The organism is Hugenholtzia roseola DSM 9546 (assembly GCF_000422585.1).
GTDB lineage: Bacteria > Bacteroidota > Bacteroidia > Cytophagales > Bernardetiaceae > Hugenholtzia > Hugenholtzia roseola.
In genome coordinates, this window is record NZ_AUGI01000061.1 from 1 (window position 1) to 25,768 (window position 25,768).

19 protein-coding genes are annotated in these 25,768 nt (G+C 42.3%); 10 read left to right on the top strand and 9 right to left on the bottom strand.

All coding sequences use genetic code 11. From position 1 onward, the window contains the following. The 4 genes from G500_RS25465 to G500_RS26375 form a co-directional block, all read right to left on the bottom strand. The coding region (locus G500_RS25465; protein ID WP_211220145.1) for a PD-(D/E)XK nuclease family transposase at window positions 1-122 on the bottom strand (122 nt) is incomplete at its 3' end. Between the two features lie 393 nt (window positions 123-515). Next, complete coding sequence (locus tag G500_RS0107465) at window positions 516-2,237, bottom strand: PAS domain-containing protein (protein WP_027002118.1); 1,722 nt, start codon at window positions 2,235-2,237, stop codon at window positions 516-518. A 111-nt stretch (window positions 2,238-2,348) separates the two neighbouring features. Then, window positions 2,349-2,759 carry a hypothetical protein gene (locus G500_RS0107470; RefSeq protein WP_027002119.1) on the bottom strand — a complete coding sequence of 137 codons (411 nt, stop codon included), beginning with the start codon at window positions 2,757-2,759 and terminating at the stop codon, window positions 2,349-2,351. A 60-nt stretch (window positions 2,760-2,819) separates the two neighbouring features. Then, window positions 2,820-4,433 carry a tyrosine-type recombinase/integrase gene (locus G500_RS26375; protein WP_245574473.1) on the bottom strand — a complete coding sequence of 538 codons (1,614 nt, stop codon included), beginning with the start codon at window positions 4,431-4,433 and terminating at the stop codon, window positions 2,820-2,822. A gap of 463 nt (window positions 4,434-4,896) precedes the next feature. Here G500_RS26375 and G500_RS0107485 point away from each other — a divergent pair, with 463 nt between their 5' ends. The 4 genes from G500_RS0107485 to G500_RS0107500 are packed head-to-tail and all read left to right on the top strand — an operon-like array spanning window position 4,897 to window position 10,747. Beyond that, complete coding sequence (locus tag G500_RS0107485; protein WP_245574474.1) at window positions 4,897-6,177, top strand: tetratricopeptide repeat protein; 1,281 nt, start codon at window positions 4,897-4,899, stop codon at window positions 6,175-6,177. A gap of 41 nt (window positions 6,178-6,218) precedes the next feature. Continuing rightward, window positions 6,219-6,734: an O-acetyl-ADP-ribose deacetylase gene (locus G500_RS0107490; RefSeq protein WP_027002121.1), complete on the top strand. Its 516-nt coding sequence runs from the start codon at window positions 6,219-6,221 to the stop codon at window positions 6,732-6,734. Window positions 6,735-6,777: 43 nt separating this feature from the next. Then, window positions 6,778-8,181, top strand: coding sequence for a 3' terminal RNA ribose 2'-O-methyltransferase Hen1 (locus tag G500_RS0107495; protein ID WP_027002122.1), 1,404 nt, complete (start codon window positions 6,778-6,780; stop codon window positions 8,179-8,181). Then, window positions 8,171-10,747, top strand: a complete 2,577-nt coding sequence (locus tag G500_RS0107500; RefSeq protein ID WP_027002123.1) for a polynucleotide kinase-phosphatase — start codon at window positions 8,171-8,173, stop codon at window positions 10,745-10,747. The genes G500_RS0107495 and G500_RS0107500 overlap by 11 nt, the downstream gene beginning before the upstream one ends. 144 nt (window positions 10,748-10,891) lie before the next feature. Here G500_RS0107500 and G500_RS0107505 read toward each other — a convergent pair whose 3' ends face one another. The 5 genes from G500_RS0107505 to mraY all read right to left on the bottom strand — a co-directional run bounded on the left by G500_RS0107505 (window position 10,892) and on the right by mraY (window position 18,149). Beyond that, the gene (locus tag G500_RS0107505; RefSeq protein ID WP_027002124.1) at window positions 10,892-13,051 is read right to left on the bottom strand and encodes a tetratricopeptide repeat protein; all 2,160 of its coding nucleotides are present in this window, start codon (window positions 13,049-13,051) and stop codon (window positions 10,892-10,894) included. 354 nt (window positions 13,052-13,405) lie between these two features. Then, a complete protein-coding gene (locus tag G500_RS22770) occupies window positions 13,406-14,338 on the bottom strand; it encodes a TolB-like translocation protein (protein ID WP_035756660.1) in 933 nt (310 codons plus the stop codon). A gap of 17 nt (window positions 14,339-14,355) precedes the next feature. Next, on the bottom strand, window positions 14,356-15,849 hold the full coding sequence (locus G500_RS0107520) for a leucine-rich repeat domain-containing protein (protein ID WP_027002125.1): 1,494 nt from the start codon (window positions 15,847-15,849) through the stop codon (window positions 14,356-14,358). A gap of 35 nt (window positions 15,850-15,884) precedes the next feature. Continuing rightward, window positions 15,885-16,910, bottom strand: coding sequence for a thiamine-phosphate kinase (thiL, locus tag G500_RS0107525; protein ID WP_027002126.1), 1,026 nt, complete (start codon window positions 16,908-16,910; stop codon window positions 15,885-15,887). Window positions 16,911-16,928: 18 nt separating this feature from the next. Beyond that, window positions 16,929-18,149 carry a phospho-N-acetylmuramoyl-pentapeptide-transferase gene (gene mraY / locus G500_RS0107530; RefSeq protein ID WP_027002127.1) on the bottom strand — a complete coding sequence of 407 codons (1,221 nt, stop codon included), beginning with the start codon at window positions 18,147-18,149 and terminating at the stop codon, window positions 16,929-16,931. Between the two features lie 178 nt (window positions 18,150-18,327). On the opposite strand from mraY, the gene G500_RS0107540 reads away from it, so the two are divergent. The 6 genes from G500_RS0107540 to G500_RS0107570 all read left to right on the top strand — a co-directional run bounded on the left by G500_RS0107540 (window position 18,328) and on the right by G500_RS0107570 (window position 25,612). Further along, complete coding sequence (locus G500_RS0107540) at window positions 18,328-19,704, top strand: 7TMR-DISM family protein (RefSeq protein ID WP_027002128.1); 1,377 nt, start codon at window positions 18,328-18,330, stop codon at window positions 19,702-19,704. Window positions 19,705-19,791: 87 nt separating this feature from the next. Beyond that, the gene (locus G500_RS0107545) at window positions 19,792-20,718 is read left to right on the top strand and encodes a DMT family transporter (RefSeq protein ID WP_086047852.1); all 927 of its coding nucleotides are present in this window, start codon (window positions 19,792-19,794) and stop codon (window positions 20,716-20,718) included. A 189-nt stretch (window positions 20,719-20,907) separates the two neighbouring features. Further along, complete coding sequence (gene katG, locus G500_RS0107555; RefSeq protein WP_027002130.1) at window positions 20,908-23,106, top strand: catalase/peroxidase HPI; 2,199 nt, start codon at window positions 20,908-20,910, stop codon at window positions 23,104-23,106. 136 nt (window positions 23,107-23,242) lie between these two features. After that, a complete protein-coding gene (locus tag G500_RS22775) occupies window positions 23,243-24,106 on the top strand; it encodes a class I SAM-dependent methyltransferase (protein WP_051203368.1) in 864 nt (287 codons plus the stop codon). Between the two features lie 146 nt (window positions 24,107-24,252). Continuing rightward, on the top strand, window positions 24,253-25,098 hold the full coding sequence (locus G500_RS0107565; protein WP_027002131.1) for an MBL fold metallo-hydrolase: 846 nt from the start codon (window positions 24,253-24,255) through the stop codon (window positions 25,096-25,098). A 154-nt stretch (window positions 25,099-25,252) separates the two neighbouring features. After that, a complete protein-coding gene (locus tag G500_RS0107570; RefSeq protein WP_027002132.1) occupies window positions 25,253-25,612 on the top strand; it encodes an Hpt domain-containing protein in 360 nt (119 codons plus the stop codon). Window positions 25,613-25,768 lie beyond the last annotated feature (156 nt).

A 25,768-nucleotide genomic window follows, 5' to 3' on the forward strand; every position in this document is an offset into this window, starting at 1 on the left:
GCAATTTGATGATGTTTGGGCAAAAGTTGGTTCAAAAAATCAATCAAAAGGTCTTTGTTTGCTTCTTCTCCAAAAAGTTTTTTGAAGCCAAAATCAGTATAGGGATTGATGTATTTTGCCATTGTCGTATTTCTTTTTGTTCGCTTGCGAAGTTACGAATTTTTGGGCTACTTTTGAGGATTTTTCTTTTAAAATTGCACCCGAAATGCCACCGTTACACACAAGCCCTTGCGCATTTTCAAAGTTTTTATACGCTTCTATCCGTTGTAAGTTACCCCTTTTTTCCAAAGGGCGCAATTTTTTCTTACTTTTTTGTTGCCAAAACTTACAGGCCTATTAGTAACCAAATAGTTTTCTATTTCTCACAAAGATACAAAAAAAAGAAAAAGCAAGTTCCAAAAGTGGGAGCTTGCTTTTTTGGATTGCCCTACGCACAAAGTTTATAGAAAGCACAAAAACCTAAAATTAGCACATTAGCCCGCCTTTTCGCAAACATAATGTTGTGGGCTGTTCTTTTATTTGTCGTACTCATTTTCATTCGCAAGAAACACTATTTTATGTATAATCTTATCAAGTTCATTAGCTGCTTGTAGCATACTGTCAATATATTTACTTTTCATTTCTTCGGTTTCATTTTTATAGTTTTTAAGCAAGTCACAAAGTCCTAAAATACTGGCAACAGGTCTGCGAAGTTCGTGAGATTGTTGCCACGATATTTGTTGTAAGGCTTCGTTTTGCTTTAATACCACTTCTTCTTTCTCTTTGCGTTTTGTAATATCAAGTACATTGTGGGCAATACCAATTATAATATGCTCATCGTCATATACGGGATACAAACTTAGTTTCCAATAATTTTTATTATATTTGTAATCCATAGTAATATGCTCTCCTGACAAAACTCTTTCAAAATAATCTCTAAATTCTTCTTGATATTCAGGTAAAGTATAGTCAAATACATTATCTCCAAGTTGTGCCTCTTTGCCGAAAAATTGTTTAGTAAATCCTTTTGCTACTTGATTGCCAAAACGTACCAAAAAATTTTTATCTATGAATGTTATGGCTTCGGTTGTACTGTTATAAATAGCACGCAATATATAATCTTGCTCTTTCATTTTCCTCTCTGCTTGTTTTCTATCATCAATATTCACAGTTTTGAGTGTAACGCCTATGAGTTCTTGGGTTGCTTCTTTATAAACAGGCAAAAAATAATCTTCAAACCAAGTTTCCTTACCTTGTATAGTCCTTTTTACTTCTGTCACAGTTGCTTGACCTTGCATTGCTTTTTCAAATAAATCCATTAAAACATTTTTACTTTCTAAACTAATGAAATCTCTTACATCTTGATTGATTACCAATATTCTATGAACGTAATCGTATCTCATTATCTTTGCAACTTCATTAAAATGTAATATTTTATAGTCTTTATTTATCAAAATATAACCATTGTGCGTGCTTTCTAAAATTGCTTTTAATTTATTTGTCGTATCTTCTAAGGCAAATTGCTTTTTCTTTTCTTGGGTAATATCTTTGAAAAACACCGTCAAACCTTCTTGCGAAGAATAACAAACCGTGCTAAACCACTTATCCAAATCTGCCCGATAATCTTCAAAAGTTACCGTTACATACTCATTCATTGCTTTGCGGTAGGCAGTGGGATAGTTGTAATCGGGTGTGTCTGGAAATAAATCCCAAATTGTATGTCCTAAAAGTTTTTCTCTTGGAATGCCTAATATTTGTTCTGCTACTGTATTGATTTTGATAAATTTCCACTCACGATTGAGTACATAAAAACCGTCTGTGATTTCCTCTATCATTGTTTCTACTTTCTGGGCAAATTCTTTGGCTTGTCTGCTTGCTTTTTCAGTTTCTGTGATGTCGTGTCCCAAGCAAAGTATGCCTACGGGATTTTTGTTATGGTCTTTGAACAAAGAAAATTCCCAATGTGTCCAATAAAAATCGTTAATGCTGGTATCAGGTTTTCGTAAATTTACCTTTACTACCTTATCAGGATTTTGAAAAACCTGCTCTATGGCTTGAAGGCATTTGTCGTGGTCTTCGGGGTAGATGGCTATAAAGGAAGGCTGACCTATAAAATCATTGCAGACAAATGCAAACCTGTTTTTAAATACTTCATTGACATAAATATACCGTCCTTCTAAGTCAGTAATGACTAAGGAATAGGTTTCTGAGCGTAACAAACATTCCGAAAGTAATTGTTCTATGTCATCTTTTGTCATTTCATTGTTTTTTTAGACAATACGATAGAAAAAAATTGCAAAGGTTTTCCTGAATAAACCCTAACTTTTTAACAGATTGTATTCTATTTGACAATACCTGAAATTATTTTGTCAAGAGTTAATCCAAAGGTAAGCCTCCTCTAAATTAGAAAATACTTTCAGACTTATATTACCTATTTTTTGTATTTCATCTAAGGTTAATTCTACTGATAAATTACCAAAAAACTCATCTGGCATTACCAAAGCATATTTTTCAATATGTTGCAATTGTGAATAAATCGTTTCTGCTACCCACTCTTGGGTTTCAGGGATAATAGTTCCTTTAAACAATGTTGTATCATTAACAACACGTGTGGCACTATAAGTTGTGTTTTTTGATAACTCCGTTAGGTTCAATATTTCTTCTCTATATTGTGCATCTGTCATATCTTTTGTGTTCTCTGACCACGTTATGACTGAAATTCCTTGCTCTTCGGAAAGTGCAATAGAAACAAAGTTTGAGTTGTAAATGGTTTTTAGCATATATTTAATTTAGTAACAATGTTTTTTTAGAATAGCCCACAACATGCAGTTATACGAATTTCAGTTCGCATTTTTTGAATTCATTAAAGTATCTAGGGGGCTTTTGACCCTTTGGATAGTACGATTACTAACATGTGTGTATCGTTCGGTGGTCTTAGAACTATTGTGTCCCAAGAGTTCTTGAATGATACGAATGTCGGTGCCTGCTTCATGCAGGTGCGTTGCGAAACTGTGTCGCAAGGCGTGGAAGCTTACTTTTTTTACTATGCGTGCTTTCAATTTAGCACGCTGAAATATCTTTTGCACACTTCGTGTGCTGTAATGGTCGTAGCTCTGCCCTTCAAAAAGCCACTCTTTGGGCTTGTAGGCTTTGTAATAAAGTCTCAACGTTTCCAAAAGCACCTCCGAAAGCATCACACAACGGTCTTTTTTGCCTTTGGCTTGTTTGATATGGATAACCATTCTTTGCGAATCCATATCTGCCAAACGCAAACTGACAACTTCGCTCACACGCAACCCTGCGGCATAACCCAAGAGCAACATGGTTTTGTGCTTGAGATTATCTACTGCGTCAAACATTGCCTTTACCTCTTGTTGGCTCAATATATTGGGCAACTTCTCAGCACGGCGTGGGAAAGGCAGATGAAACTCCCAATCTTCGCGTTTTTGCATCTTGATGTAGTAAAAACGCAAAGCACAAATCATCGTTACAAAGACCGCTTCACTGGCTCCCTCTTGTACGGATTCTGTGAGCCAAAGTTGTGCTTCTTTGGGCGAAATTTCGTCGGGGTGGCGAAAATTAAAAGCAGCACAATAGTCTTTCAATGCCAGACGGTAGTTTTTAATAGTATGCCAACTGTATTGCCTAAGCATTAGGGCACCAGTATAGGCAGTAAAAGTAGTTTGCAAAGGCTTAGGCAAAGACAAAACCCATTCGTGATTTTGCTTTACATCTTTGTAGCGTCCTTCTTTTACTACGTTTTGCAATACTGCTTCCTCAATCTGCACCTCAATACCAGCACTTTGCAATCGTTCTATTAAACCATTGCGAATGGAATTTTGGTTCAAGATACGCCAGCATTTGCGTCCTTTGTCCCAATAGCGGGTCTTTGTTGTTTTGATAATATTGTAAGCCGCCGCTTTGTAAGGCAACTCTACCAAGACAAAATCGCTATTTTCGGGATGAGGCTTGAATATAGCATTTCTGGGAAACTCATACTTTTGGAAAGTCAAGTGCGGAATGGGAATGTTTAAAAGGTTTTTTAGCTTTGCAAAACTACCTTTCAAAACAGGTACAAACCACGCTTTTTTGTTTTTATCCCAATAAGACCGCTCCAAAGTAGTTTTGATTTTCTGCCCTATGCTAAAATCACAATAGACCCACCAACCTTTATCTTCGTAGCCAACTATGCGTAGGATTTGCGTAATGGGTTCGGCGTGCTTCTCTTGCTTAGGATTAGCCTCTGTACTCGAACTGCCTACTATGTCGGTTTGATGAACACCTTTTGGCTTTTCTACTTTCTCATTTCCGTTAGAAAGGGCAGGCTTGTGTTCAGTCCGCAAGGGGGCGTTGTTACTCGATATTTCAAGGTCGGGGAAGTGTTGTTTGAGCTTTTCAAAAACACTTTTTTCATAAGGCAAATACCAACTCTTATGGGTTTTGCTATATCTCAAATCTCCGCAAATTTTCAACTTTTCCTTTATAGCAGCTGTAGGATAGGGATTTATACCTATCTTTTTGCCTTCGCTTTTGTAGAAAAGAGGAAAAACTTGCATCATCATTGAGGTTATTGTCCGTTTTTAGATGTTTTTTAGAGAAGGAGAAAGAGTATTTGTAGCGATAGATACGATTATGTCGACCGCAAGTTACACCTTTTTTCCAAAGGGCGCAATTTTTTTTCACTTTTTTTATTACCAAAACTTGTAAAGTTATTGATAGGGAAAAGCAAATAGACTAAAAGCTACCTTTCAGGTTTTGTGCTTTGCTACATTTTTGGGCAAAAAAGATAAACACCTGCCCTGCCCTTCAAACTCTTGTCCGAAGGAGCAGCTTAGAAATGCCAAAAAACCTTAATTGATGCGCTTAGTTGTTTCTTTTTTGTATCTTTGTTGTTTTGCAAACTAATCTCTTTTCGGCATGTCTTCAAAAATGCGTCTTTCCTTCCACTTTCCAAAAAACCTTGTGCCTTCTTTTTTCTTAGGCTCTTTTTTCTTTTTTTGGGTAGGATTCCAAACGGCTTTTCTGGGTAGCCTCACAACCCCCTGTAAGGCGCAGTATCTGCCCTCTTATGATAGCGTAGAGATGCTCATTAGCAACAATGCCGTCCAGTTGGCTTGTACCGAGGCGATGAACAACCTCTATAATTTCGACTTTCGCCGCTCCGAAGATGTCTTTTTATACCTCAAACGTCGGTATCCGCAGCACCCTATCGCCTACTTTCTTTTAGGATTGAGCGAGCGTTGGAAAATTATGCCCAATACGGAAGAAACGCGCTATGATGCCAAGTTTATGGCATACATGGATAGCACCATTTTATACGGCGAGGCACTTTACGATAAGTATGAAGATGACGAAAACAACCCCCAGAAGGCAGTGGAAGCGGCTTTTTTTGTGGCAGGTGGTTATGCCTTCAAAGGTTGGCTCAATGCCGAGCGGGGAAACAAAACCAAAGCCGCCTTTGAAGCCAAAAAAGCCCTCAAATATCACCAATTAGCCGCAGGAAATACCGACCTTACGCCAGAACTGCTCTTTGGCGACGGACTTTACAACTACTATGTAGAATATGTAGCCGAGAATTATCCGGGCGTAAAGCCGATTTTATGGTTTTTTAAAAACGGGGAAAAAGAAAAAGGCATTGCGCAATTAGAAGAAGTGGTACGGGAAGGCTTTTATACCAAAACCGAAGCGCAGTATTTTCTGATGACCATTTACAAAAACGAAAATCAACGCGAAAAAGCAAGCCTTTTAGCCGAATACCTCCACCAGACCTTTCCCAATAACCCCTATTTTCACCGTTATTACGCCATTGCACTTTTCCAAACGGGTGATTATCAGAAATTGCGCACCGTTTCTCTCGATATCCTCAATCGCATCGATAGCGGTTGGGTCGGCTATGAGGCTACCAATGGGCGTTATGCTGCCTTTTATTTGGGTTATATCTACAAATTGTATCGCGACTACACACAGGCGCAACACTATTTAGAGCGTGCCGTCGCCTTTGGCGAAAGCAACAACGCACAGCAGGCAGGTTATTATCTCTACTCTTTGGCGTATTTGGGTCAGATTGCGCATCAGCAGAAAAATTATCAGCAGGCGAAGGCTTACTATGAAAAAATCCTCGACCATGCCGAAAAAAGCCATGCGACAAAAGATGAAGCCAAAAAGTATCTGAAAGACAATAAAAAACTTTTTAAATAACTGAAAAAAATCTTACAAATATCCCTAAAAATAGCCTACAAATGAAAAAAATAACGCTACAAAAAGGCGACATCACCAAACTTGCTATTCCCGCTATCGTCAATGCTGCTAATCGCCGTTTGGCAGGGGGCGGCGGCGTAGATGGCGCAATTCACCTTGCCGCAGGCAGAGAAATGATACTCGAATGTGATAAAATTCGCGATGCCCAAGGCGGCTGTCCCACAGGTAGTGCCGTCCTGACTAAGGCAGGCAATTTGCCCTGCCAAGCGGTTATCCATGCGGTAGGTCCCATTTGGTCGGGTGGAAAAAACAAGGAAGCCCAACTTTTGGCTTCGGCTTATCGCCAATCCTTAGCACTTGCGCTCGAAAATAACCTCTTGCGGATTGCCTTTCCCAACATCAGCACAGGCGTTTATGGTTTCCCCAAGCCCTTAGCCGCCGAAATTGCGATAAAAACGGTAGAGGAATTTCTCGACCAAAATCCGACTTTCGAGGAAGTAATTTTTATCTGCTTCGATGATGAAAATTATACCCTATATCAGAAACTTTTAGGATAGGGGTTTTGTTTTTTTAGGATATTGATTCCAACTTTATTAAAATATGATTTTAAATATTACGACTACTTACGCGCCTGCAACTGATTGGGGTTATGTCTTGCACAAGCACCCCGACAAACTTCAAACGGTGGAACTTTCAATGGGTGAGGCGCATATTTTTTACCCACAAAAAAGCGAAACAAGCCTAACACTTTCGCTCCTGCTCGATATAGACCCCATCGAGATGGTTCGGGGTAATAAAAAAAGTGGCAGCGACAATTTTGCCTTAGCGCACTACGTCAATGACCGCCCTTATGTAGCCTCGTCTTTTATGAGTGTGGCAATCGCCAAAGCGTTTGCCTCTGCTTTGAATGGAAAATGCAAAGAAAGACCCGAATTGGTAGCCCAAGAAATGCCTTTTGAGGTGATGATTGCTTCGGTGGCTGCACCCAAAGGAGGGGAAAGTCTGATTCGCCGCTTGTTTGAGCCATTGGGCTATGAAGTGAGGGTAGAAAGGCAGGTTTTAGACGATAAATTTCCCGAATGGGGCGCAAGCAAATACTACATTTTGCACCTTAAAAATAAGATAACTACGCAGGCACTTCTTTCGCATCTCTATGTTCTGTTGCCTACATTAGACAACGACAAACATTATTTTGTCAATCAACATGAAATTGAAAAGTTGCTGCAAAAAGGCGAGGGCTGGCTCAAAAATCACCCCGAAAAGGAACAGATTACTAAACGTTACCTTATCAATCTTACTTCCCTTTCAAGACAAGCCTTAGAAAGACTAAGTGAGGGCGAATTATTAGAAGCCGAACCAAATGAGTGGGGACTACTTTCAGAAACCGAAAAAAGAAAGGAGTCTTTGCATGAAAAAAGGCTGCAAAAGGTAGCGGAAGTGCTTTTGGCTTCGGGTGCAAATACGGTCTTAGATTTGGGCTGTGGCGAGGGCAAACTTTTAAGAAAACTACTCAAACACAAACAGTTCACGCAAATAGCAGGCGTAGATGTTTCCTATCAAGAACTTCTTAAAGCAAAGGAAAAGCTGCATTACGACGAAATGTCCCCCAAACAGAAGGAGCGAATTACGCTCTTTCAAGGTTCTTTGATGTATCAAGACGAGCGACTAAAAGGCTTTGAGGCGGCGGCAGTGGTTGAGGTCATCGAGCATTTAGAACCCAACCGTTTGGCAGCCTTCGAAAGGGTGCTTTTTGAAAATGCCAAACCGCAAACTATTGTACTCACTACGCCCAATCGCGAGTACAACGTTACTTGGGAATCCTTAGAGGCGGGTATTTTCCGCCATTCCGACCACCGCTTCGAGTGGAATAGAGCCGAATTTGCTTCTTGGGCTAAGGGCGTAGCCCAACGATATGGCTATCGGGTAGAAATTGCCCCCTTAGGGGAAGAACTTGAAAATATTGGCGCACCTTCACAAATGGCTATTTTTACACATGGAAATTAAAATACCTGAATTTGCTTTGGTAGTTTTGATAGGCGTTTCTGGCTCTGGCAAGAGCAGTTTTGCAAAGAAACATTTTAAGGATACCGAAGTGCTTTCCTCCGACCAATGCAGGGCTTGGGTTTGCGACGACCCAAACGACCAAACTGCCACCACTGACGCTTTCGAAACGCTCTACTATGTGGCGAGCAAAAGGCTCAAAAGAGGCTTGCTCACCGTCATAGATGCTACCAACGTGCAAGCAGAATCCCGAAAAGGATTGATAGAATTGGCGCGAACACACCACTGTCTGCCTTTGGCTATCGTTTTAGACCTACCTTTTGAGGTCTGTGAAAAGCGAAATCAGTTGCGTCCCGACCGAAATTTTGGCAGCCATGTCGTTAGGCAGCAAGCGCACCAACTCAAAAAGTCGTTGCGTAGCTTGGAAAAAGAAGGTTTTAGGCAGGTCTATCGCCTAAATCAGGAGCAGATTGACGCGCCTATTTATTTCAAGCGCGAAAAACTCTACAACGACAAAAGAGAAGACAAGGGTGCTTTTGATATAATTGGCGATATACATGGCTGTTTCGATGAATTAGAAACCTTGCTTTCGAAGTTGGGCTATCAAATTGAAAGCCACACAAACGAAGGCGAGCCACATTTTGGTTTTGCCGTTACGCCGCCCCCCAATAGAAAGGCTATCTTTTTGGGCGATTTAGTGGATAGGGGTACGGATTCGCCAAAGGTCTTGAAGTTGGTCATGAGCATGGTCAAAACGGGAGTGGCGTATTGCGTGCCCGGCAATCACGACATCAAACTACAAAAATATCTTAGGGGGCAGAAAGTGCAGCTCAAACATGGGTTAGAACTGACAGTCAAGCAGTTGGAAGGTGAAAGCAAGGCGTTTCGTCTTGCCGTAGAGAAATTTATTTATGGTCTGATAAGCCATTACGTACTCGATGAGGGCAAACTTGTCGTCGCCCATGCAGGTTTGATAGAGGAAATGCAGGGCAGGGCTTCGGGCGCAGTTCGCGCCTTTTGTCTGTATGGCGAAACGACAGGGGAAATAGACGAATTTGGGCTTCCTGTCCGCCACGATTGGGCAAAAGCCTATCGCGGAAAGGCAAAAGTTATCTATGGACACACGCCCATTCCACAACCCGAATGGTTGAACAGAACCCTCAATATCGACACAGGTTGCGTCTTTGGGGGCAAACTCACCGCCTTGCGCTACCCCGAAGGGGAGTTGATATCGGTAGATGCCAAAAAAGTCTATTGCGAGCCTGTGCGCCCTATCACCAAGCAGGCACAAAATCCTGCCCTTAGTTCCCAACAAATAGAGGACGATTTATTGCACCTCGAAGATGTAAGTGGCAAACGCATTATCCAGACGCGCCTTCGCCATAATATTACACTTCGCCAAGAGGGTTCGATTGCTGCCTTAGAGGTCATGAGCCGTTTTGCCATCAATCCGAAGTGGTTGATTTATTTGCCACCTACGATGTCGCCTTGCGCTACCAGCGATTTGCCCGAATATTTGGAGTATCCTACCCAAGCCCTCAATTACTACAAAAAAAGAGAGGTACGGAAGGTCATTTGTCAGGAAAAACACATGGGTTCGCGTGCTGTCTTAGTCGTCTGTCGAGATGAGGCGGCGGCTTTACGGCGTTTTGGGGTAGAAAATGAAGGCATTGGCGTTTGTTACACGCGCACAGGGCGCAGCTTTTTTTCGGATACAGGTCTGGAAAAAGCCTTCCTCGAAAGAGTGGCATTAGCCCTGACAAAGGCTAATTTTTGGGAAAACTTCAAAACCGATTGGGTCTGTTTAGATGCCGAACTTTTGCCTTGGTCTGCAAAAGCGCAAGCACTTCTCAAAGAGCAGTATGCCGCCGTAGGTGCAGCGGCAGGCGCGGCTCTGCCTAAGGCAGAAAGTGCCTTGCTTCTGGCGGCGCAAAGGGGAATAGAAAATGCGAAAGATTTGTTGGTCAGATTCGAGCGTAAAAAAGAGGTGCTAAAAAAATACGTAGAGGCTTATCGCCAATACTGTTGGCAGGTAGAAAGTCTTGACGATTACAAATTAGCTCCCTTTCATCTCTTGGCTACCGAAGGCGCGGTACATCTCGACCAAAATCACGAATGGCATTTGACCCAAATTGCCGAAATTGCTCGCGCCGATTCCAAATTGTTCCTACAAACTGCCTATCAAGTCATTGATTTTGAGCAAGAAGGCGATTTTGAAAAGGCGCAGGCTTGGTGGCTCGAACTCACCCAAAAAGGCGGCGAGGGCATGGTAGTCAAGCCCTACGATTTTATAGCCCACAAAGACAAAGAACTTTTACAGCCTGCTGTCAAATGCAGGGGCAAGGAATATTTGCGCATCATTTACGGGGCAGAATACGATTTGCCGCACAATTTGGAACGCCTTAAAAGTAGGGGACTTTCTCAAAAACGCTCACTTGCTTTGCGCGAATTTGCTTTGGGAATAGAAGCCTTAGAGCGGTTTGTACGAAAAGAGCCTTTGCGTAGGATTCACGAAAGCGTTTTTGCGGTCTTAGCTTTGGAAAGTGAAGCGATAGACCCACGCCTGTAACCAAATCTTGATAAAATAAGTGTTTTTTCTATAATTTTCAAATCACAATAAACAGTTTTTTTAATTTTTTATTGTGATTTGTTTTTTTGAAAGGTAGCGCGAATCTCCAACTTCGCGCGTCTGAACAGGCTGCAAGTATCTCACTTAGGACAAGGCGGAAATTTTCTCAAAATCTGCCTCGCTGCACTTTGCACCCAAGACCAAAATATCGTCCGTTTGGGTGTTGTCGCCTTCTTTTATCCATTGTACCAAAAACTGTTCTAATTTTCTGCCTTGTTCTTTTAGAGGCAAGTCGGAAAGACTTTCTAAGAGATTTTCGAAAGGACGGCTCCGCAATTTGCGCCCTTCGCTGCCTCCAAATTGGTCTTGGAAGCCGTCTGAATAGAGATAGAATTGTAGGCTTTCTTTGCTAAAATCGAGCGCATGTTGTGTAAAATGCGGCACTTGATTTTTGTGTAATTGTCCGCCGATGGAAAATTTATCACCTTTAATTTTTTGAGCGTTACCATTTTGTAGGTAGAAAATCGAGGATTTTGCCCCTGCAAACGTTAGTGTGGCAGCTTTTTTATCGATACAAATGAGTCCGATTTCCATGCCGTCTAAGCTATGATTTTGACTTTGCTGCAAACTCTGATAAATAAAATAGTGTAATTTTTCTAAAAAATGAGCAGGCTCTATATAAGGATTCTGACCTAAAATCGTATTCAGACCCAAAACCCCCAACATACTAAGCATGGCACCGGGTACGCCATGCCCTGTGCAGTCGGCTACTGCCAAATAAAGGCGATTGTCTTTTTCTTCAAACCAATAAAAATCGCCTGAAACGATGTCGCGCGGCTGAAAAAAGATAAAATTTTGTGCCAAATATTGATTAAGTAGCAAAGGCAGTGGCAAAACGGCAAGTTGAATCCGTTGGGCGTAGTTGATGCTGGCGATAATATTTTCGTTTTTGGTCGCGATAATTTGGTGGGAAAGGTGCAGGGCTTCGTTGATGTTAGAAATTTCGCGATAAGCCGTTCGCAGATTTTCTGTTTGCAGATTTAGCTCCTCATTTTTTTCTACCAAAATAAGCCGCTGCTGTTCTATCTGTTCATTTTGCCTTGCCAAAAGCAAGTTTGCCTTTTTGCGTTTGCGCGAAGCCCAAAAAATAACCGCCAGCAGGGTCGAGAAGATGGCTAAAATCAAAATTCCACCTATCATGACCAAATTTTGTTTGGCGATAGTAGCCTGATTGAGTAGTTGTTCCTGTTTTAAAACCTGATTTTCGCGCTCTTTTTGGTCTGCTTCAAATCTTACCTGCAATTCGGAAACAAGTTGGTCTTTGGTCTGATTTGCCACAGAATCGCGATAGCGCGTATAAAGTTCGTGATAATAAAGAGATTGACTAAAATTTTGTTTTTCTTTTTCTATCTGATACAAAATTTGGGCGGCATCAGTGGCTTCTAAATAGATGTTGAGTTTTTGTGCTAAGAGAAGGGCGGCTTCGGCTTGTTTTGTCGCTTTGTCTAAGTTTTGCTTGCGATAATAAATCTTGGCTGCGTCGGTTCGCGCCCTTGCCAAATCGAGGAGTTGTTCGGTTTGAAGGGCTAAATCTAAGGAATATAGGTGCTTTTCTAAGGCTTTGTCCAAATTGCCCATAGCACTATAAACGCGCCCAATTTCATTTACCGTAACCAAAACCCCGTAGGTATCGCCCTGTTTTTGGCGCAAGGCAAGGGCTTTTTCATGGGCAGAGATGGCTTCTGAAAACTGCCCACTATCGGCGTATGCACGCGCCTGATTGGTATAAACGTAGCCTTCCATGTTTTCATTTTCGAGGGCTTGGGCAATAGGCAGAGCCTTTTCCAACTGTTTGAGAGCCAAGCTAAAATCGCGCCGCAGGTAATACACATTGGCGATATTGATGTACGAATAACCCATGCGCTCGGCATCTCCCGTTTTTTGGGCAATATTAAAAGCCTCGATATAGGCGGCAAGGGCTTGGTCGAATTTGCCCAAATTGCGATAAGCAACCCCCATAAAACTAAGGGCGGTAGTTTGCCCTTTGGTAAAGGCGATACGAGTGGCAATTTCGAGGGCTTCTTGTGCAGCGGCAAGGGACTGAAAAGGGCGATTGTTCCGATTTTTCCACGCCAACTGGTTCAATATTTCCACTTGCAAACTATCATTTTGTGTTTCTTTTAAAATAGTTTCTAAGCTATCTATTTCGCCTTGCTGTGCCTGCACTTTTCCAAAAGGAAAAAGCAAAACCAAGAACCCAAAAATAGGCAGTAGCAAATGCTGAAACAATCCAAAAACCCTCATGCTGTATAGAAAGTGAAAACACGAAAAAGCCCACAAGCGTTGCGTACTTGGGGAAGAAGAAGGAAAAAGGGGTATTAGTTTTGATAGTTGTAAAAATTGTAACCCAAGAAGTGCTACAATCTTGTGAGGGGAGTGGTGCTACAAAGGTAAGAAAAGGCTTTTAGCTTTCCTAATAATTGTGAAAAAATGTTTGGCTACCCCCTGTAGCGCGAAGCTCCAGCTTCGCGCGTCTGAACAGGCTGCAAAGCTGGAACTTCTGACAAGACAAGTCTTATTCCTACCTAAAAAAATGATTTTAGAACTTAATCATACATAGTTTAGCTTTTTATCCTTCTGACAACGCCAATTTTTTGCCTACTCCTCAAAAAACAGCGAAAGGTCAAAACTGACTTTGTAGAGTTTGCTCAACCCATTTTCGCCCTTTTCTAACCAATCTTGAAAACTCTGCCAATTCAAAATGTTTTCTGGTTTGACTTCTCGCCTACTGGTAAAATACAAGATTTTATTTTTTTCGTCATAAAAAGGACAATAATCCATCTGTTTGCTATTGATTTTCGCCCCTAAGTTTCGCGCCTTTTCCCAAGTTCCTGCCTGATTTTTTTGCGCCACATACAAATCGCCACTGCCAAGTCCGTCTTCAGCATTGTATTTGGTATAAATTAAATACTTTTCATCTTTTGAAATAAAAGCATTAAATTCATAACCTTTGCTATTGATGGTAGAATCTAAGACCTGCGGCGGCAGGTAGTGGTCTTTCGCCCAATAGCAAACATAGATGTCGTCTTTTCCAAAACCTGCCAAATCAGCAGAGGTAAAGTACAAATTTTGGTTTTCTGAAAGGGTGGGATAAAATTCATTGCCTGCCGAATTGATGGGCGCACCCATATTGATAGGGGCAGACCAAGCCGCATTTTTATCTTTTCTTTCTACATACCAAATATCAAAATTAGATTCTAAGGAGTCTTGAGTAGGACGATTAGAAGAAAAATACAATCTTTTTTCATCATAAGATAAAAAAGGCTCTAAATCTTGATATTTTCCCGAAAAGGGAAGCAAAGTAGGTTCAGACCATTTGTCCTCTTTCTTTTGCAGGCAGACAAGGCGCGAAAGGCTTTGGGAAGGGCTTTCTATCGTAAAAAAAATCTCATCTTGACTTGCCGATACGCAAAAATCGCGCAAGAAGGAAAAAGATTCGAGGCTTTGGTGAGCAGGTACTACTTCCTGACCGAAAAGCAAAGAAGCGGTGCAGGAGTACAAAAATAAGACAAAAATAATGGTTTTTTTCATAAAAATAAAATAAAGGTTTAAAAAGAAGATTCGACTAACTTTCTTTGTTCTACCTGTATTTTGGCGAGCCTTTTCCATTGGGCAGGGAAATGACTTATTTCCTTCTTTTGTGTTAGGATAAGGTGCTTTAAATTAGGTAGTTGTGATACTTTTTCGGCAAGGTCGGCAGGGTCTAAATATTGCTCATGAGTCAGATAAAGAGATTCTATTTGTTTTACTTTCAAAATTTCTTGTGAAAGATAAGGACTACCTTGTAGGCGCAGATGTAGCCTTTTTAGTTTTGGCAAAGTGGCTAATTTTTGAAAAATATCGCCCGTCTGACTGCTGGCTGTTAGGCGAAGGTGCAAAGCCGTTAAGTTTTGTAACTTTTGCAGGGCAGGTGGGAAACTTTTAAAATCGAGTGCCGTCAAATCTATTTCTATTTGGCTTAGTTGGGGTAGATTTTGAAGCCGCAGGAGCGCAAATTGTAAAAGTTGTCCATTTTTTATTTCAAAATGTAGGGTTTTAAGTGCAGCAATTTTTGTCAAGGTCTGAATGGCAGCACCCGAAAGAGGCGCGTTTTCCAAAAGCGAGAGTGTTTTCAAATGGGGCAGAGTAGCCAAACTTTGAGGCAATTCTGTTAGTTGATTTTGATTAAGATATAAAAATTGTAGCTTTTTCAAATTTCCTATTTCGGCAGGCAGATAAGCAAGTGAATTATCTGATAGGTTTAGCGTTTTCAAATTTTGACACAAAAAAAGAGAGGCTGGCACTTTTTCTAACTTTTGATGGCTTAAATCTAAGGACGCTAAAAAAGGTAGGGTAGAAAGTGATTCAAAAAATAATTCCCATTCGCGATTATTAAGGGGTAGGGTTTCGGCAAAGGAAAGACTTTGCAGGTGTTTTAAGTTTTTTATTTTTTCTGAAAAGAAAGCTATTTTTTCTTTATCTTTCGAAATCAGACCCGCGAAATCTTCGGCTGCTAAGTGTAGGCGATAGAGGCGTGTTTGCTTTTCTACCTTATCGGGAAGGCGATAAAAGAGAGGCTCACGGGCTAAGTCGGCATCAGAAAGGGGAAGAGGCGGATTTTCTGTTGTACCTTCTAATATATTTTCTGGTACATCTTCTGGTACATTTTCTGATATAGTTTCTAAGGCGTTTTCTGTCGTCTTAGTTGGATTTGTGTTAGTGGTGGTATTAGCTGCGGTACTCGAAGTGGCAGTTGTTTTCTCTTTTTTTTGTAGCGAAAAATGTTTAAAAAATAGAAAAGTGCCGCCTAATAAAATGGGAAGCAGTGCGATAAAGAAGTAAATTTTGTTAATTTTAAAAAAAGAAGGCTTCTTGTTTTGAGTTGGGGAAATGGCTTCGGTTTGGGCGTTTGATTTGGCAACTAAATTGGCTAATTCGGCTTGGGCTTGTTCTATTTGTTTTTGATAGGCAAATTTTTGAGCCGCATCAGCACTAATAGCCCAAGCCTCTTGCAGGGTTGCGATTTTTTCGCGCAAAATTTCTACCGCCTTCTGATTAGACATCTTTGAAAAATAAAAATGAAACTAAAAAACTGAACTTAAAAGTGTGTCCAGCCTTGTGCTTGTAGCGCAATTTTTTCGCCTGCGCGTGTGTGCAGATTTGCCCCCCATTCGGCTTCGGTAACAAATCCTATAAAATAGATGCCCGTTAGCCTTTGCGCCTTTTCGTAATCTTTTTGTGAAATGGTAAAGAGCAGTTCGTAGTCTTCGCCCCCATGCAGGGCGCAGGTGGTCAGGCTTAGATTGAGTTCTTCTGCCGTCTGCAAGCTATTTTCGTGAAGGGGGAGGTTCTCTTCATACAAGACCATGCCCACTTGTGAGGCTTTGCAGAGGTGCAAAATTTCGGAGGCTAATCCGTCGGAAATGTCAATCATGGCGGTAGGGATGATGCCTAATTGCGCCAACTCTTTGACGACATCTACACGCGCTTCGGGTTTGAGCTGTCGCCCTACTACATAGCTATATGGCTCTAATTCAGGCTGTTGTCCTGTACTTTGGAATACTTCCTTTTCGCGCACCAAAATTTGCAAGCCCAAATAGGCAGCTCCCAAATCGCCTGACAGACACAAAATGTCGTTGGGTTTGGCATTTTTTCTATATGAAATAGCATTTTTGGCAGCACGCCCAATGACGCTTATCGAAATGACCAGACCAGCGGGCGAAGTCGTGGTATCGCCACCGACCAAATCTACGCCATAAAAGGTGCAGGCTTTTGCCATACCTGCATACAATTCCTCCATGGCTTCGAGTGGAAAGCGGTTGCTCACGCCCAAACTCACCGTTATTTGTTGTGCTACGCCGTTCATGGCTGCCATATCGGACACATTTACCGCTACGGCTTTGTAGCCCAAATGTTGCAAAGGCGTGTAGGCTAAATCGAAATGAACCCCCTCGATGAGCATATCGGCGGCAAAAAGCAGCGATTCGGTATCAGAAAGGGCAATGACAGCCGCATCATCGCCAATTCCCAAGAGGGTAGAAGCCACCTGCGCAGGCGGTAGTGTGCTTTTGAGGTGTTCTATCAGACCAAATTCGCCTAATTGATTGAGTTCGGTTCGGGACATGTTTTTTTTGTTTGTTTTTTATCTAATTTTTAAAGTTGCGATAGCTAAGATGGCAAGCATGATGCCCACAATCCAGAAACGCGCCACAATTTTAGCCTCATGGTAGCCCTTTTTTTGGTAATGATGGTGCAAAGGCGACATCAAAAAGATGCGTCTGCCCTCGCCATATTTTTTCTTGGTGTATTTAAAATAACTCACCTGCAACATCACCGATAAATTTTCTACCAAAAAAATTCCACAAATCATAGGTATCATTAACTCCTTGCGCAACACAATCGCCAGCGTCGCGATAATGCCGCCCAAAGCCAAACTCCCCGTATCGCCCATAAAAACTTGGGCAGGGAAAGAATTATACCAAAGAAAAGCAATGCAAGCCCCTACAAATGCCATACAAAAAACCAGAATTTCGCCTGTATTGGGGAGGTACATAATGTTTAAATAGTTCGCTATCAGCACATTACCCGATACATACGCCAAAACGCCCAGCGTAACGCCGATAATTGCCGAAGTGCCTGCCGCCAAGCCGTCGAGTCCGTCGGTAATATTTGCGCCATTCGAAACGGCGGTAATGATAAAAGTAACCACTATTAAGTATAAAATCAAATCGCCTGTTTCGCCCAAACTATCAGGGACAAGATAGCGGTAGTCAAATTCGTTTTCTTTGAAAAAAGGAATGGTAGTTTTCAAAGATTTAATGTCTTTGTAGGGTGCATGAATGAGTGCCTCATACGAAAAGGGAGCTTGCGCATTGTACTCAAACTCTCTGATTCTCACGTCCTTGTGCCAATACATGACCAAGCCGATAATCAACCCCAAGCCAATTTGTCCAACTACTTTGGCTCTGCCGCGTAGCCCTTTTTTATCTTTCAAAAAAACCTTGATGTAGTCGTCGGCAAAGCCAATGATGCCCAACCAAATAGAAGTAGCTAATAAAAGTAGAATATAAATGTTTTCTATTTTTGCAAAAAGTAGGACAGGTATCAGGATAGCGAGCAGGATAATAATGCCGCCCATAGTGGGCGTTCCTGCTTTTAAATTTTCACCCTGCAAACCCAAGTCGCGGACGGTTTCGCCGATTTGTTTTTTTTGTAAAAAGCGAATTACTTTTTTTCCAAATATCGTACCGATAAGCAAAGAGAGTATCGCTGCTGCAATGGCGCGAAAGGTAATGAATTGATACAAACCCGAGCCGGGGAGGTCGTAATTTTCGTGCAGAAATTTGAAAAAGTAGTAGAGCATTTAAGTAGAATAAGGGGTAGGGAATGGAGCAAAAGGACTACAAAGTAAAAAAGATTTTTTGGAAAAGGGCTGTAAAAGCCCATACTTTTTTTAAATTTGTGGCAGAGGTAAGATTTTGCCCTTATTAGGCGCAAAGTGAAAAAAAACTTAAAATATCCTAACCCCTTAATTATCAGGCATGGCTCTTTTTTTTGGTCGTTTGGCTCGAAAGATAAAGGCAAAGATAAAGACAAAGGTAAAGGCAGACAGAACAAGCCTGTCCTTGCTTTTATGTTTAGCCTTTGTCTTTCAGGGAAGCCTGCCTGCGCTTTTGCAGGGGCAAGACCTACTGCCTATCTATTCCTTAGAAGGCAGGGAGGAGAATCTTCACCAATCGCTCACCTACTGCCAAACAAGCCCTCAAACTTCTGTAAGTGAGGTAGCACAACTTTTCAAGGCTACCACTACCCGTCAGCAGGGCAAACTTTCAGACAAATCCTTAGACAAATCGCTGGACAAATCCTTAGTCAAGCCTTTTCCCAAAGATGGACTTTTTTTGGGCTTCTCGCATCAGGTCTTGTGGGTTTGCATCGAAATTCCACCTATTAAAAAAGTGGGCGAAAGTTATGTATTAGAAGTTACGTATCCGCTAATAGATAGCCTTTTTTTGTATGAAAAAGGCGAACAGGGGCAGTGGCAGGTGCGAAAAAGTGGCGATAGATACCCTTTTGTGCAGCGCGATTTGGTGCATAAAAATATCAGTTTTCTTTTAGAATCAAATGTAGAGCAGCCTAAAATATACTACCTTCGTTTTGCCACAGAGGGCAGTTTGCAGGCAGCCCTGCGCTTTTCTACCCCTGCCAATTTCCTACAAAAGACGAATCAAGAGGCTTTGCTTTTCGGTATTTTTTTCGGGCTATTGAGCATGATGATAATGTATGGAGTCTTGATGGGTTTGCTTTTTAAAAAACGCTACTTTTTAGCTTATTCTTTTACCCTTCTGATGGCACTGTTTTTTATCGCCACGCTCAATGGCTACGCCTTTCAATTTTTATGGGCAAATGCACCTACTTGGGGCAATGAAGCCCTCCCCTTCTTTTTGGGCTTACTGATGGCAGCAAAAGCAACTTTTATACGAAAAATCATACATCAAAATTCGCCCCTGCGCTACCTCGAATACCTTTTATCGGGGTTAGCTTGGGTAGGTACAGGCATTGCGACTTTTGTATTTATTGGTTTTTACACTTTTTGGGTGCAAATTGCGGTCTTAATGGGAGTTTTGGTTGTATTGGTTAGCTTTGTGGGTATGGTCTTGGGGCGAGCAAGGGGAACGCTTGCGCTGCGCTATGCCGTCTTTGGCACTTATACTTTTGTGGTGGCGATACTATTTTTAGTGCTTCGCGTGTGGGGCGTGATGGAACTTACCTTTCTAACGCATTACAGTTTAGAAATCGGTATTATTTTGTATGCACTTTCTTTTGCTTTGGCATTACACGATTTACATTTGCAGCAGCGAGCCGTCGCGCTCAATCCTACGGAGTCTGCCGAAACGGTGGCAGAGCCAGAAAAGGTGTAGCAAGCATCTGAAAAGCGTTTGGAAGATGTTTGAAAAGTGTTTAGAAAGTGCTTCGTGTTTTTTTTTATCCTTTTATAGAATCCTTATATGCAGGTTAGTAGTCAGAAAAATATACGCACGTATTTGCTCTTGCACTTGGTCATTATCCTAAGTAGCACCATTCCCACTTTGGTACGGCGTATCCAGATGGAGGCGGTAGAAATTCTTTTTTATCGTACCCTGATGGCTTTTGTTTTGTTGGGAATTTTTATTGCCATCAAAAAAATGGACAACAACCTGCCCCTGCGCGAAAGGCTTGAAATTATTGCGTCGGGCTTTTTGGTTTTTCTCTATTGGGGGCTAACTTTTATCTCTGCCAAAATCTCAAATGCTTCTGTGTGTTTGGTCGGCATGGCGACGACTTCGCTTTGGATTACCTTCCTCGACCCCATTTTTTCGAATCGTGCGCGAAAGCCGTTTCAGTTTTTGGTAGGTCTGAATGCCACTTTGGGAATTTATATCATCTTTAATTCTAATTTTGAATACGGTTGGGGATTGGGTCTGTCTATCATTGGGGCTTTTTTTGGAGCTATCCTAACCATCTACAACGCCAAGAAAAGTAGCCAAAGGAGTGCCTACGTCATTACCTACCACCAAATGTTGGGCGCACTCATTCCTACGGCACTAAGTCTGCCCTTTTTCAATTATTATCTGATGGAAGAAGGCAAGAGCATTGCCCTGACGGGAACGGTTACAGATTTTTTACTTATCCTGACGCTGGCGTTCGTGATTTCTATTTTCGCCTATTCGGTTTCTATCGAAATTATGAAAGTCATTCCGCCTTTTACAGTGGCTTTGGTCAATAATCTAAACCCAATTTATGGCACTTTGGCAGCCATACTTATTTTTCCTGATGCCGAACTGATGAACTTTGGGTTTTATTTGGGTACGCTTTTGCTGCTGTTTTCTGTTTTTGCCTATCCAATTCTCAATAATTATAGTCAGAGCTATGCGAGCAAAAAGAACGCAAAGTAGGTAGCTTTCGCAAGTTATAGATTTTGCCTATACTCTTATCAAAAATATCAGTTTGACTTATGTTTGGGCTTCTACTACCTTTGTAGCAGAAAGAGGGAGCGATTTGCGTTTGTGCAGGTTTTTGTTTAACTTTTGGCGTTTCACTTCCCCACTTTTTTATTTTCCCACAACCTTCTAAACCGAAATCTCATGAGTCATTCACACAACCATTCCGAAAAAACAGGAAAATGTCCCGTTATGCATGGGGCAAATACCGAAACAAGCAATTCCGTCGTAAGCTGGTGGCCTAATACCCTCAATCTGGATATTTTGCACCAACACGACACCAAAACAAGCCCCACAGAGCCTACTTTCAATTACGCCGAAGAATTTAAGAAGCTCGATTTAGAAGCCCTTAAAACAGACCTCAAAAATTTGATGACCGAAAGTCAAGATTGGTGGCCTGCCGATTGGGGACATTATGGTGGTCTGATGATTCGCATGGCGTGGCATGCCGCAGGTACGTATCGCGTGGCAGATGGGCGCGGCGGTAGCAATACAGGCAATCAGCGTTTTGCACCCCTCAATAGCTGGCCTGATAATACCAACTTAGACAAAGCCCGTCGCCTGCTTTTTCCTATCAAGAAAAAATATGGCAACAAGATTTCGTGGGCAGACCTTTTTATTTTGGCAGGCAATATGGCGTATGAATCTATGGGCTTCAAAACCTTTGGTTTTGCAGGGGGTAGAGAAGATATTTGGCATCCTGAAAAGGATATTTTTTGGGGTAGTGAAAAGCAGTGGCTTGCCGCTACCAAAAATCGCTATGAAGACGACCAAAATCGCACGTCTTTGGAAAATCCGCTTGCCGCCGTACAGATGGGCTTGATTTACGTCAATCCCGAAGGCGTAGATGGCAAACCCGACCCCCTCAAAACCGCTCAAGACGTGCGCCTGACCTTCAAACGCATGGCAATGAACGACGAGGAAACCGTTGCCCTGACCGCAGGCGGACACACCGTAGGCAAGGCACATGGCAATGGCAACGCCCAACTTTTAGGCGAAAGTCCCGAAGGTGCGGAACTGCACGAGCAGGGTTTCGGCTGGACAAATCCCACAGGCAAAGGCAACGCCGAACACACCGTAACCAGCGGCATAGAAGGGGCTTGGACTACAAACCCTACCCAATGGGACAACGGCTATTTCTACCTCCTTTTCAACTATGAATGGGAACTCAAAAAAAGTCCCGCAGGGGCTTGGCAGTGGGAGCCTATCAACATCAAAGAAGAAGACAAGCCTATTGATGCGCACAATCCGAACAAACGCCAAAATCCCATCATGACAGATGCGGACATGGCAATGATTAAAGACCCCGAATACCGCAAAATTTCAGAGCGTTTCTACAAAGACCCTGCTTATTTTTCGGAAGTTTTTGCACGCGCTTGGTTCAAGCTCACGCATCGCGATTTGGGACCTAAGACGCGCTATTTAGGTGCAGACGCGCCCAAAGAAGACCTTATTTGGCAAGACCCTATCCCGACAGTGGAGTACACCCTTTCTGATGCCGAAATTGAAGCCCTCAAAACGCAAATCTTGAATAGCGGACTAAGCCAAACCGAACTTATCAATACCGCTTGGGATAGTGCCAGAACGTTCCGCAATTCTGATTTTAGAGGGGGTGCAAATGGGGCGCGTATTCGCCTTGCGCCACAAAAAGATTGGGAAGGCAACGAGCCTGCACGCTTGGAAAAGGTCTTGACAAAGCTCACCCAAATTCAGGCAGGCTTAGAAAAAAAGGTAAGCCTTGCCGATTTAATCGTCTTGGGCGGCAGTGCAGCGATTGAAAAGGCAGCGCAGGCGGCAGGTTTTGAGGTGAAAGTTCCCTTTGCCGCAGGTAGGGGAGATGCCACAGCCGAAATGACAGATGTAGAGTCTTTTGAAGTCTTAGAACCTTTACACGACGGTTATCGCAACTGGCTTAAAAAAGAGTATGCCGTCAAGCCCGAAGAACTTTTCTTAGACAAGACCCAACTTTTGGGACTTACTGCACCCGAAATGACCGTTTTGCTCGGTGGCATGCGCGTCTTGGGTACAAATTATGGCGGTAGCAAACATGGCGTTTTCACCGACAAAGAGGGCGTTCTGACCAACGATTTCTTTGTCAATCTAACCGATATGAACTATTCTTGGAAGCCGATGGGTAAGAATTTGTATCATATCGTAGATAGAAAAACAGGCGCGACAAAATGGACTGCCACAAGGGTAGATTTGGTCTTTGGCTCAAATTCTATCTTGCGTGCCTATGCCGAATTTTATGCCCAAGACGACAACAAGGAAAAATTTGTCCGCGACTTTATCAAAGTTTGGGTCAAGGTCATGAATGCAGACCGTTATGATTTGAAGCGATAGTTTTTGCTTTTCGATACAAGTTCTTGCCAAACCCACGACTCAAATCGTGGGTTTTTTGCTATTTTTACTATCTTTGTCCAACTATAAAGTTTTGCTTGCTTTTTCCTATCCTCCCCCCTTTATCTTTCCTTTTTCTATGAGCGACCTCAAAAACAACCACCTTTCGGAAGAGTATTTAGCCGCTAATCGTGCCACATGGAACGCCTTAACGGAATTGCATCAGCAGTCGCATTTTTACAATGTCGAGCAATTTAAAAAAACACGCAATTCGCTCAACGCCATCGAGCTGGCAGAAATAGGCGACGTAAAGGGCAAAAAACTTTTGCACCTACAATGCCACTTTGGAATGGATACCCTTTCTTTTGCAGAGTTGGGCGCAAACGTTACGGGGGCAGACCTTTCAGATGCCTCCATTCGTTTGGCGTGTCAATTACGCGACGAGTTGGGTTTTGAAGGCAATTTTGTAGCCTCTGATATTTACGCGCTCAAAGAAAATTTGGAAGGCAAGTTCGACATCGTTTATACCTCCTATGGCGCGATTGGCTGGCTACCCGACCTCAAACAGTGGGCAAATATCATCTCTCATTTTCTCAAAGAGGGCGGCTATTTTTATATGGTAGAATTTCACCCCGTTATTTATATGTATGAATGGGCAAATAATTTCGCACTCAAATATTCTTATTTCAACGAAAGACCCGTTATCGAAACCATTTCCGAATCTTATACCAATCAGAAGCTCAAGCCGCAGGTTTCTTATACTTGGAATCATTCGCTTTCCGAAATTGTCAATGCGCTTTTGGGCGAAGGGCTACAATTAGAATTTTTAAACGAATACAATTACAGTGTCTATAATTGCTTTCCCCATCTGAAAGAGATAGAAAAGGGAAAGTATCGCTTCAAACCGCCTTATCACCATCTGCCGCATACGTTTTCTTTGAAAGTGTCCAAAAAAATACAGAAGGGGCATACCCAAAGCGGACGCATTGTAGTAGATTTGTAGCAAAATGATGGTAAAATGGTATCAAAATAGTAGTAAAATTATACAAAACGAAGACAAACTTTTGACGTGAGTGGCTGCAAAAGGCAGGACTTAGGCATCAGGGCGTTTTTAATCAATCGTATTTTTCCAACCATAAATTATTCGCTATGTCAGTTCAAGCTCTCGAAACGGGTTATTTTAAATTAGATGGGGGTGCTATGTTTGGGGTCGTTCCCAAAAGCATTTGGCATCGCCTGCACCCTGCCGACGACAACAATATGTGCCGCTGGTCTATGCGCTCTTTGTTGATAGAAAAAGGCAATCGCCTAATTTTGGTAGATACAGGGATTGGCGATAAGCAGCCTGATAGCTTCTTTCGCCATTTTCACCTGCATGGCGAGGCTTCGCTTTTAGATTCGATACAAAAGGCAGGCTACCACCAAGACGACATCACCGACGTTTTTCTAACCCACCTACATTTCGACCATTGTGGCGGTGCAGTCGTGAGGCAGGGCGAAAACTTGCGTCCGCTTTTTGAAAAGGCGCGATATTGGTCTAATCGTGCGCATTGGCAGTGGGCAGTGCAGCCCAATGCACGCGAAAAAGCAAGTTTTTTGAAGGAAAATATCCTACCCCTTGAAGAAAGTGGGCAACTTGCCTTTGCTGATACCCCCGAACTGCTCAACATCGAGGGCTTTTCTATCCGTTATGTAGATGGGCATACCGAAAAACAGATGCTTCCACAGGTGCAAATAGGCAAACAAACCCTTGTCTTTTGTGGCGACCTTATCCCTTCGGCGCACCATCTTAAAATTCCATACGTCATGGGCTACGACATGCGCCCACTGCTGACGCTGACAGAAAAAGAGGAACTTTTAGAAGCCGCCGCCGCCCAAGATTGGATTCTGGTCTTCCAGCACGACCCCGACACCGAAGCGGCAAGGGTGCAAAAAGATGAGAAAAATAACTTTGTTATCGTACAAAAAGGAAAACTAAGCGAGCTTTTAAGCTAAAAGTGGCTCTTACAATCCAATTACAATCAAAGTACAATGCAAGTTCGGACAAAGCCTTATCTTTTCCATACAAAAGGCAGGCAGAGCCAACTTATTTTTATAGAAATATAAACTTTACTTATTTCTTTCCCTTCACTACTTCCTACCTTTCATTATGCCCGACATTTCTACTCTTCCTATCGTCAATTTAGACACCGCCCAACAGTTGCAGGCTTATGGCGGCAAAGAAATTCTAAACGAAGTCTATACCGAATTTGAAACGGAAACCCAACAAATTTTAAGCGACCTCGAAGTAGGTATCGCCAAAAAAGATTGGGAGTGGGTGCGCCGTAGCTTTCATACCATCAAGGGCAGCAGCGCGACCTTGGGCATCGAGCGCATGCAAAGGCTTGCCTACATAGGCGAAACCAACCAACGCGAGGGCAAAAATGCACAAGCCCCCCAAGATTTGAAAGCCCTTCAAACGGCATTTGAAGAATATAGAAAGGTCTATAAACAAATTTTGAGGCTCTAAAAGTTGCCCTTATGCGTGCAGTGGTGCGAAACTTTGGACAAATCAATGCCTCGTCCCTACATTTGGTATCAATTTTTTTGCATTTACGTAAAAAAATGATTTGCATTTCGAACCCTTCTCTATGGGCGCAGTAATGTTAAGTTCTGCCAAAATTCT

Coding starts and splice junctions, on each gene's coding strand:
- G500_RS0107465 (WP_027002118.1), bottom strand. CDS start 2,237: ATGACAAAAGATGACATAGAACAATTACTTTCGGAATGTTTGTTACGC.
- G500_RS0107470 (WP_027002119.1), bottom strand. CDS start 2,759: ATGCTAAAAACCATTTACAACTCAAACTTTGTTTCTATTGCACTTTCC.
- G500_RS0107485 (WP_245574474.1), top strand. CDS start 4,897: ATGTCTTCAAAAATGCGTCTTTCCTTCCACTTTCCAAAAAACCTTGTG.
- G500_RS0107490 (WP_027002121.1), top strand. CDS start 6,219: ATGAAAAAAATAACGCTACAAAAAGGCGACATCACCAAACTTGCTATT.
- G500_RS0107495 (WP_027002122.1), top strand. CDS start 6,778: ATGATTTTAAATATTACGACTACTTACGCGCCTGCAACTGATTGGGGT.
- G500_RS0107500 (WP_027002123.1), top strand. CDS start 8,171: ATGGAAATTAAAATACCTGAATTTGCTTTGGTAGTTTTGATAGGCGTT.
- G500_RS0107505 (WP_027002124.1), bottom strand. CDS start 13,051: ATGAGGGTTTTTGGATTGTTTCAGCATTTGCTACTGCCTATTTTTGGG.
- G500_RS22770 (WP_035756660.1), bottom strand. CDS start 14,338: ATGAAAAAAACCATTATTTTTGTCTTATTTTTGTACTCCTGCACCGCT.
- G500_RS0107520 (WP_027002125.1), bottom strand. CDS start 15,849: ATGTCTAATCAGAAGGCGGTAGAAATTTTGCGCGAAAAAATCGCAACC.
- thiL (WP_027002126.1), bottom strand. CDS start 16,910: ATGTCCCGAACCGAACTCAATCAATTAGGCGAATTTGGTCTGATAGAA.
- mraY (WP_027002127.1), bottom strand. CDS start 18,149: ATGCTCTACTACTTTTTCAAATTTCTGCACGAAAATTACGACCTCCCC.
- G500_RS0107540 (WP_027002128.1), top strand. CDS start 18,328: ATGGCTCTTTTTTTTGGTCGTTTGGCTCGAAAGATAAAGGCAAAGATA.
- G500_RS0107545 (WP_086047852.1), top strand. CDS start 19,792: ATGCAGGTTAGTAGTCAGAAAAATATACGCACGTATTTGCTCTTGCAC.
- katG (WP_027002130.1), top strand. CDS start 20,908: ATGAGTCATTCACACAACCATTCCGAAAAAACAGGAAAATGTCCCGTT.
- G500_RS22775 (WP_051203368.1), top strand. CDS start 23,243: ATGAGCGACCTCAAAAACAACCACCTTTCGGAAGAGTATTTAGCCGCT.
- G500_RS0107565 (WP_027002131.1), top strand. CDS start 24,253: ATGTCAGTTCAAGCTCTCGAAACGGGTTATTTTAAATTAGATGGGGGT.
- G500_RS0107570 (WP_027002132.1), top strand. CDS start 25,253: ATGCCCGACATTTCTACTCTTCCTATCGTCAATTTAGACACCGCCCAA.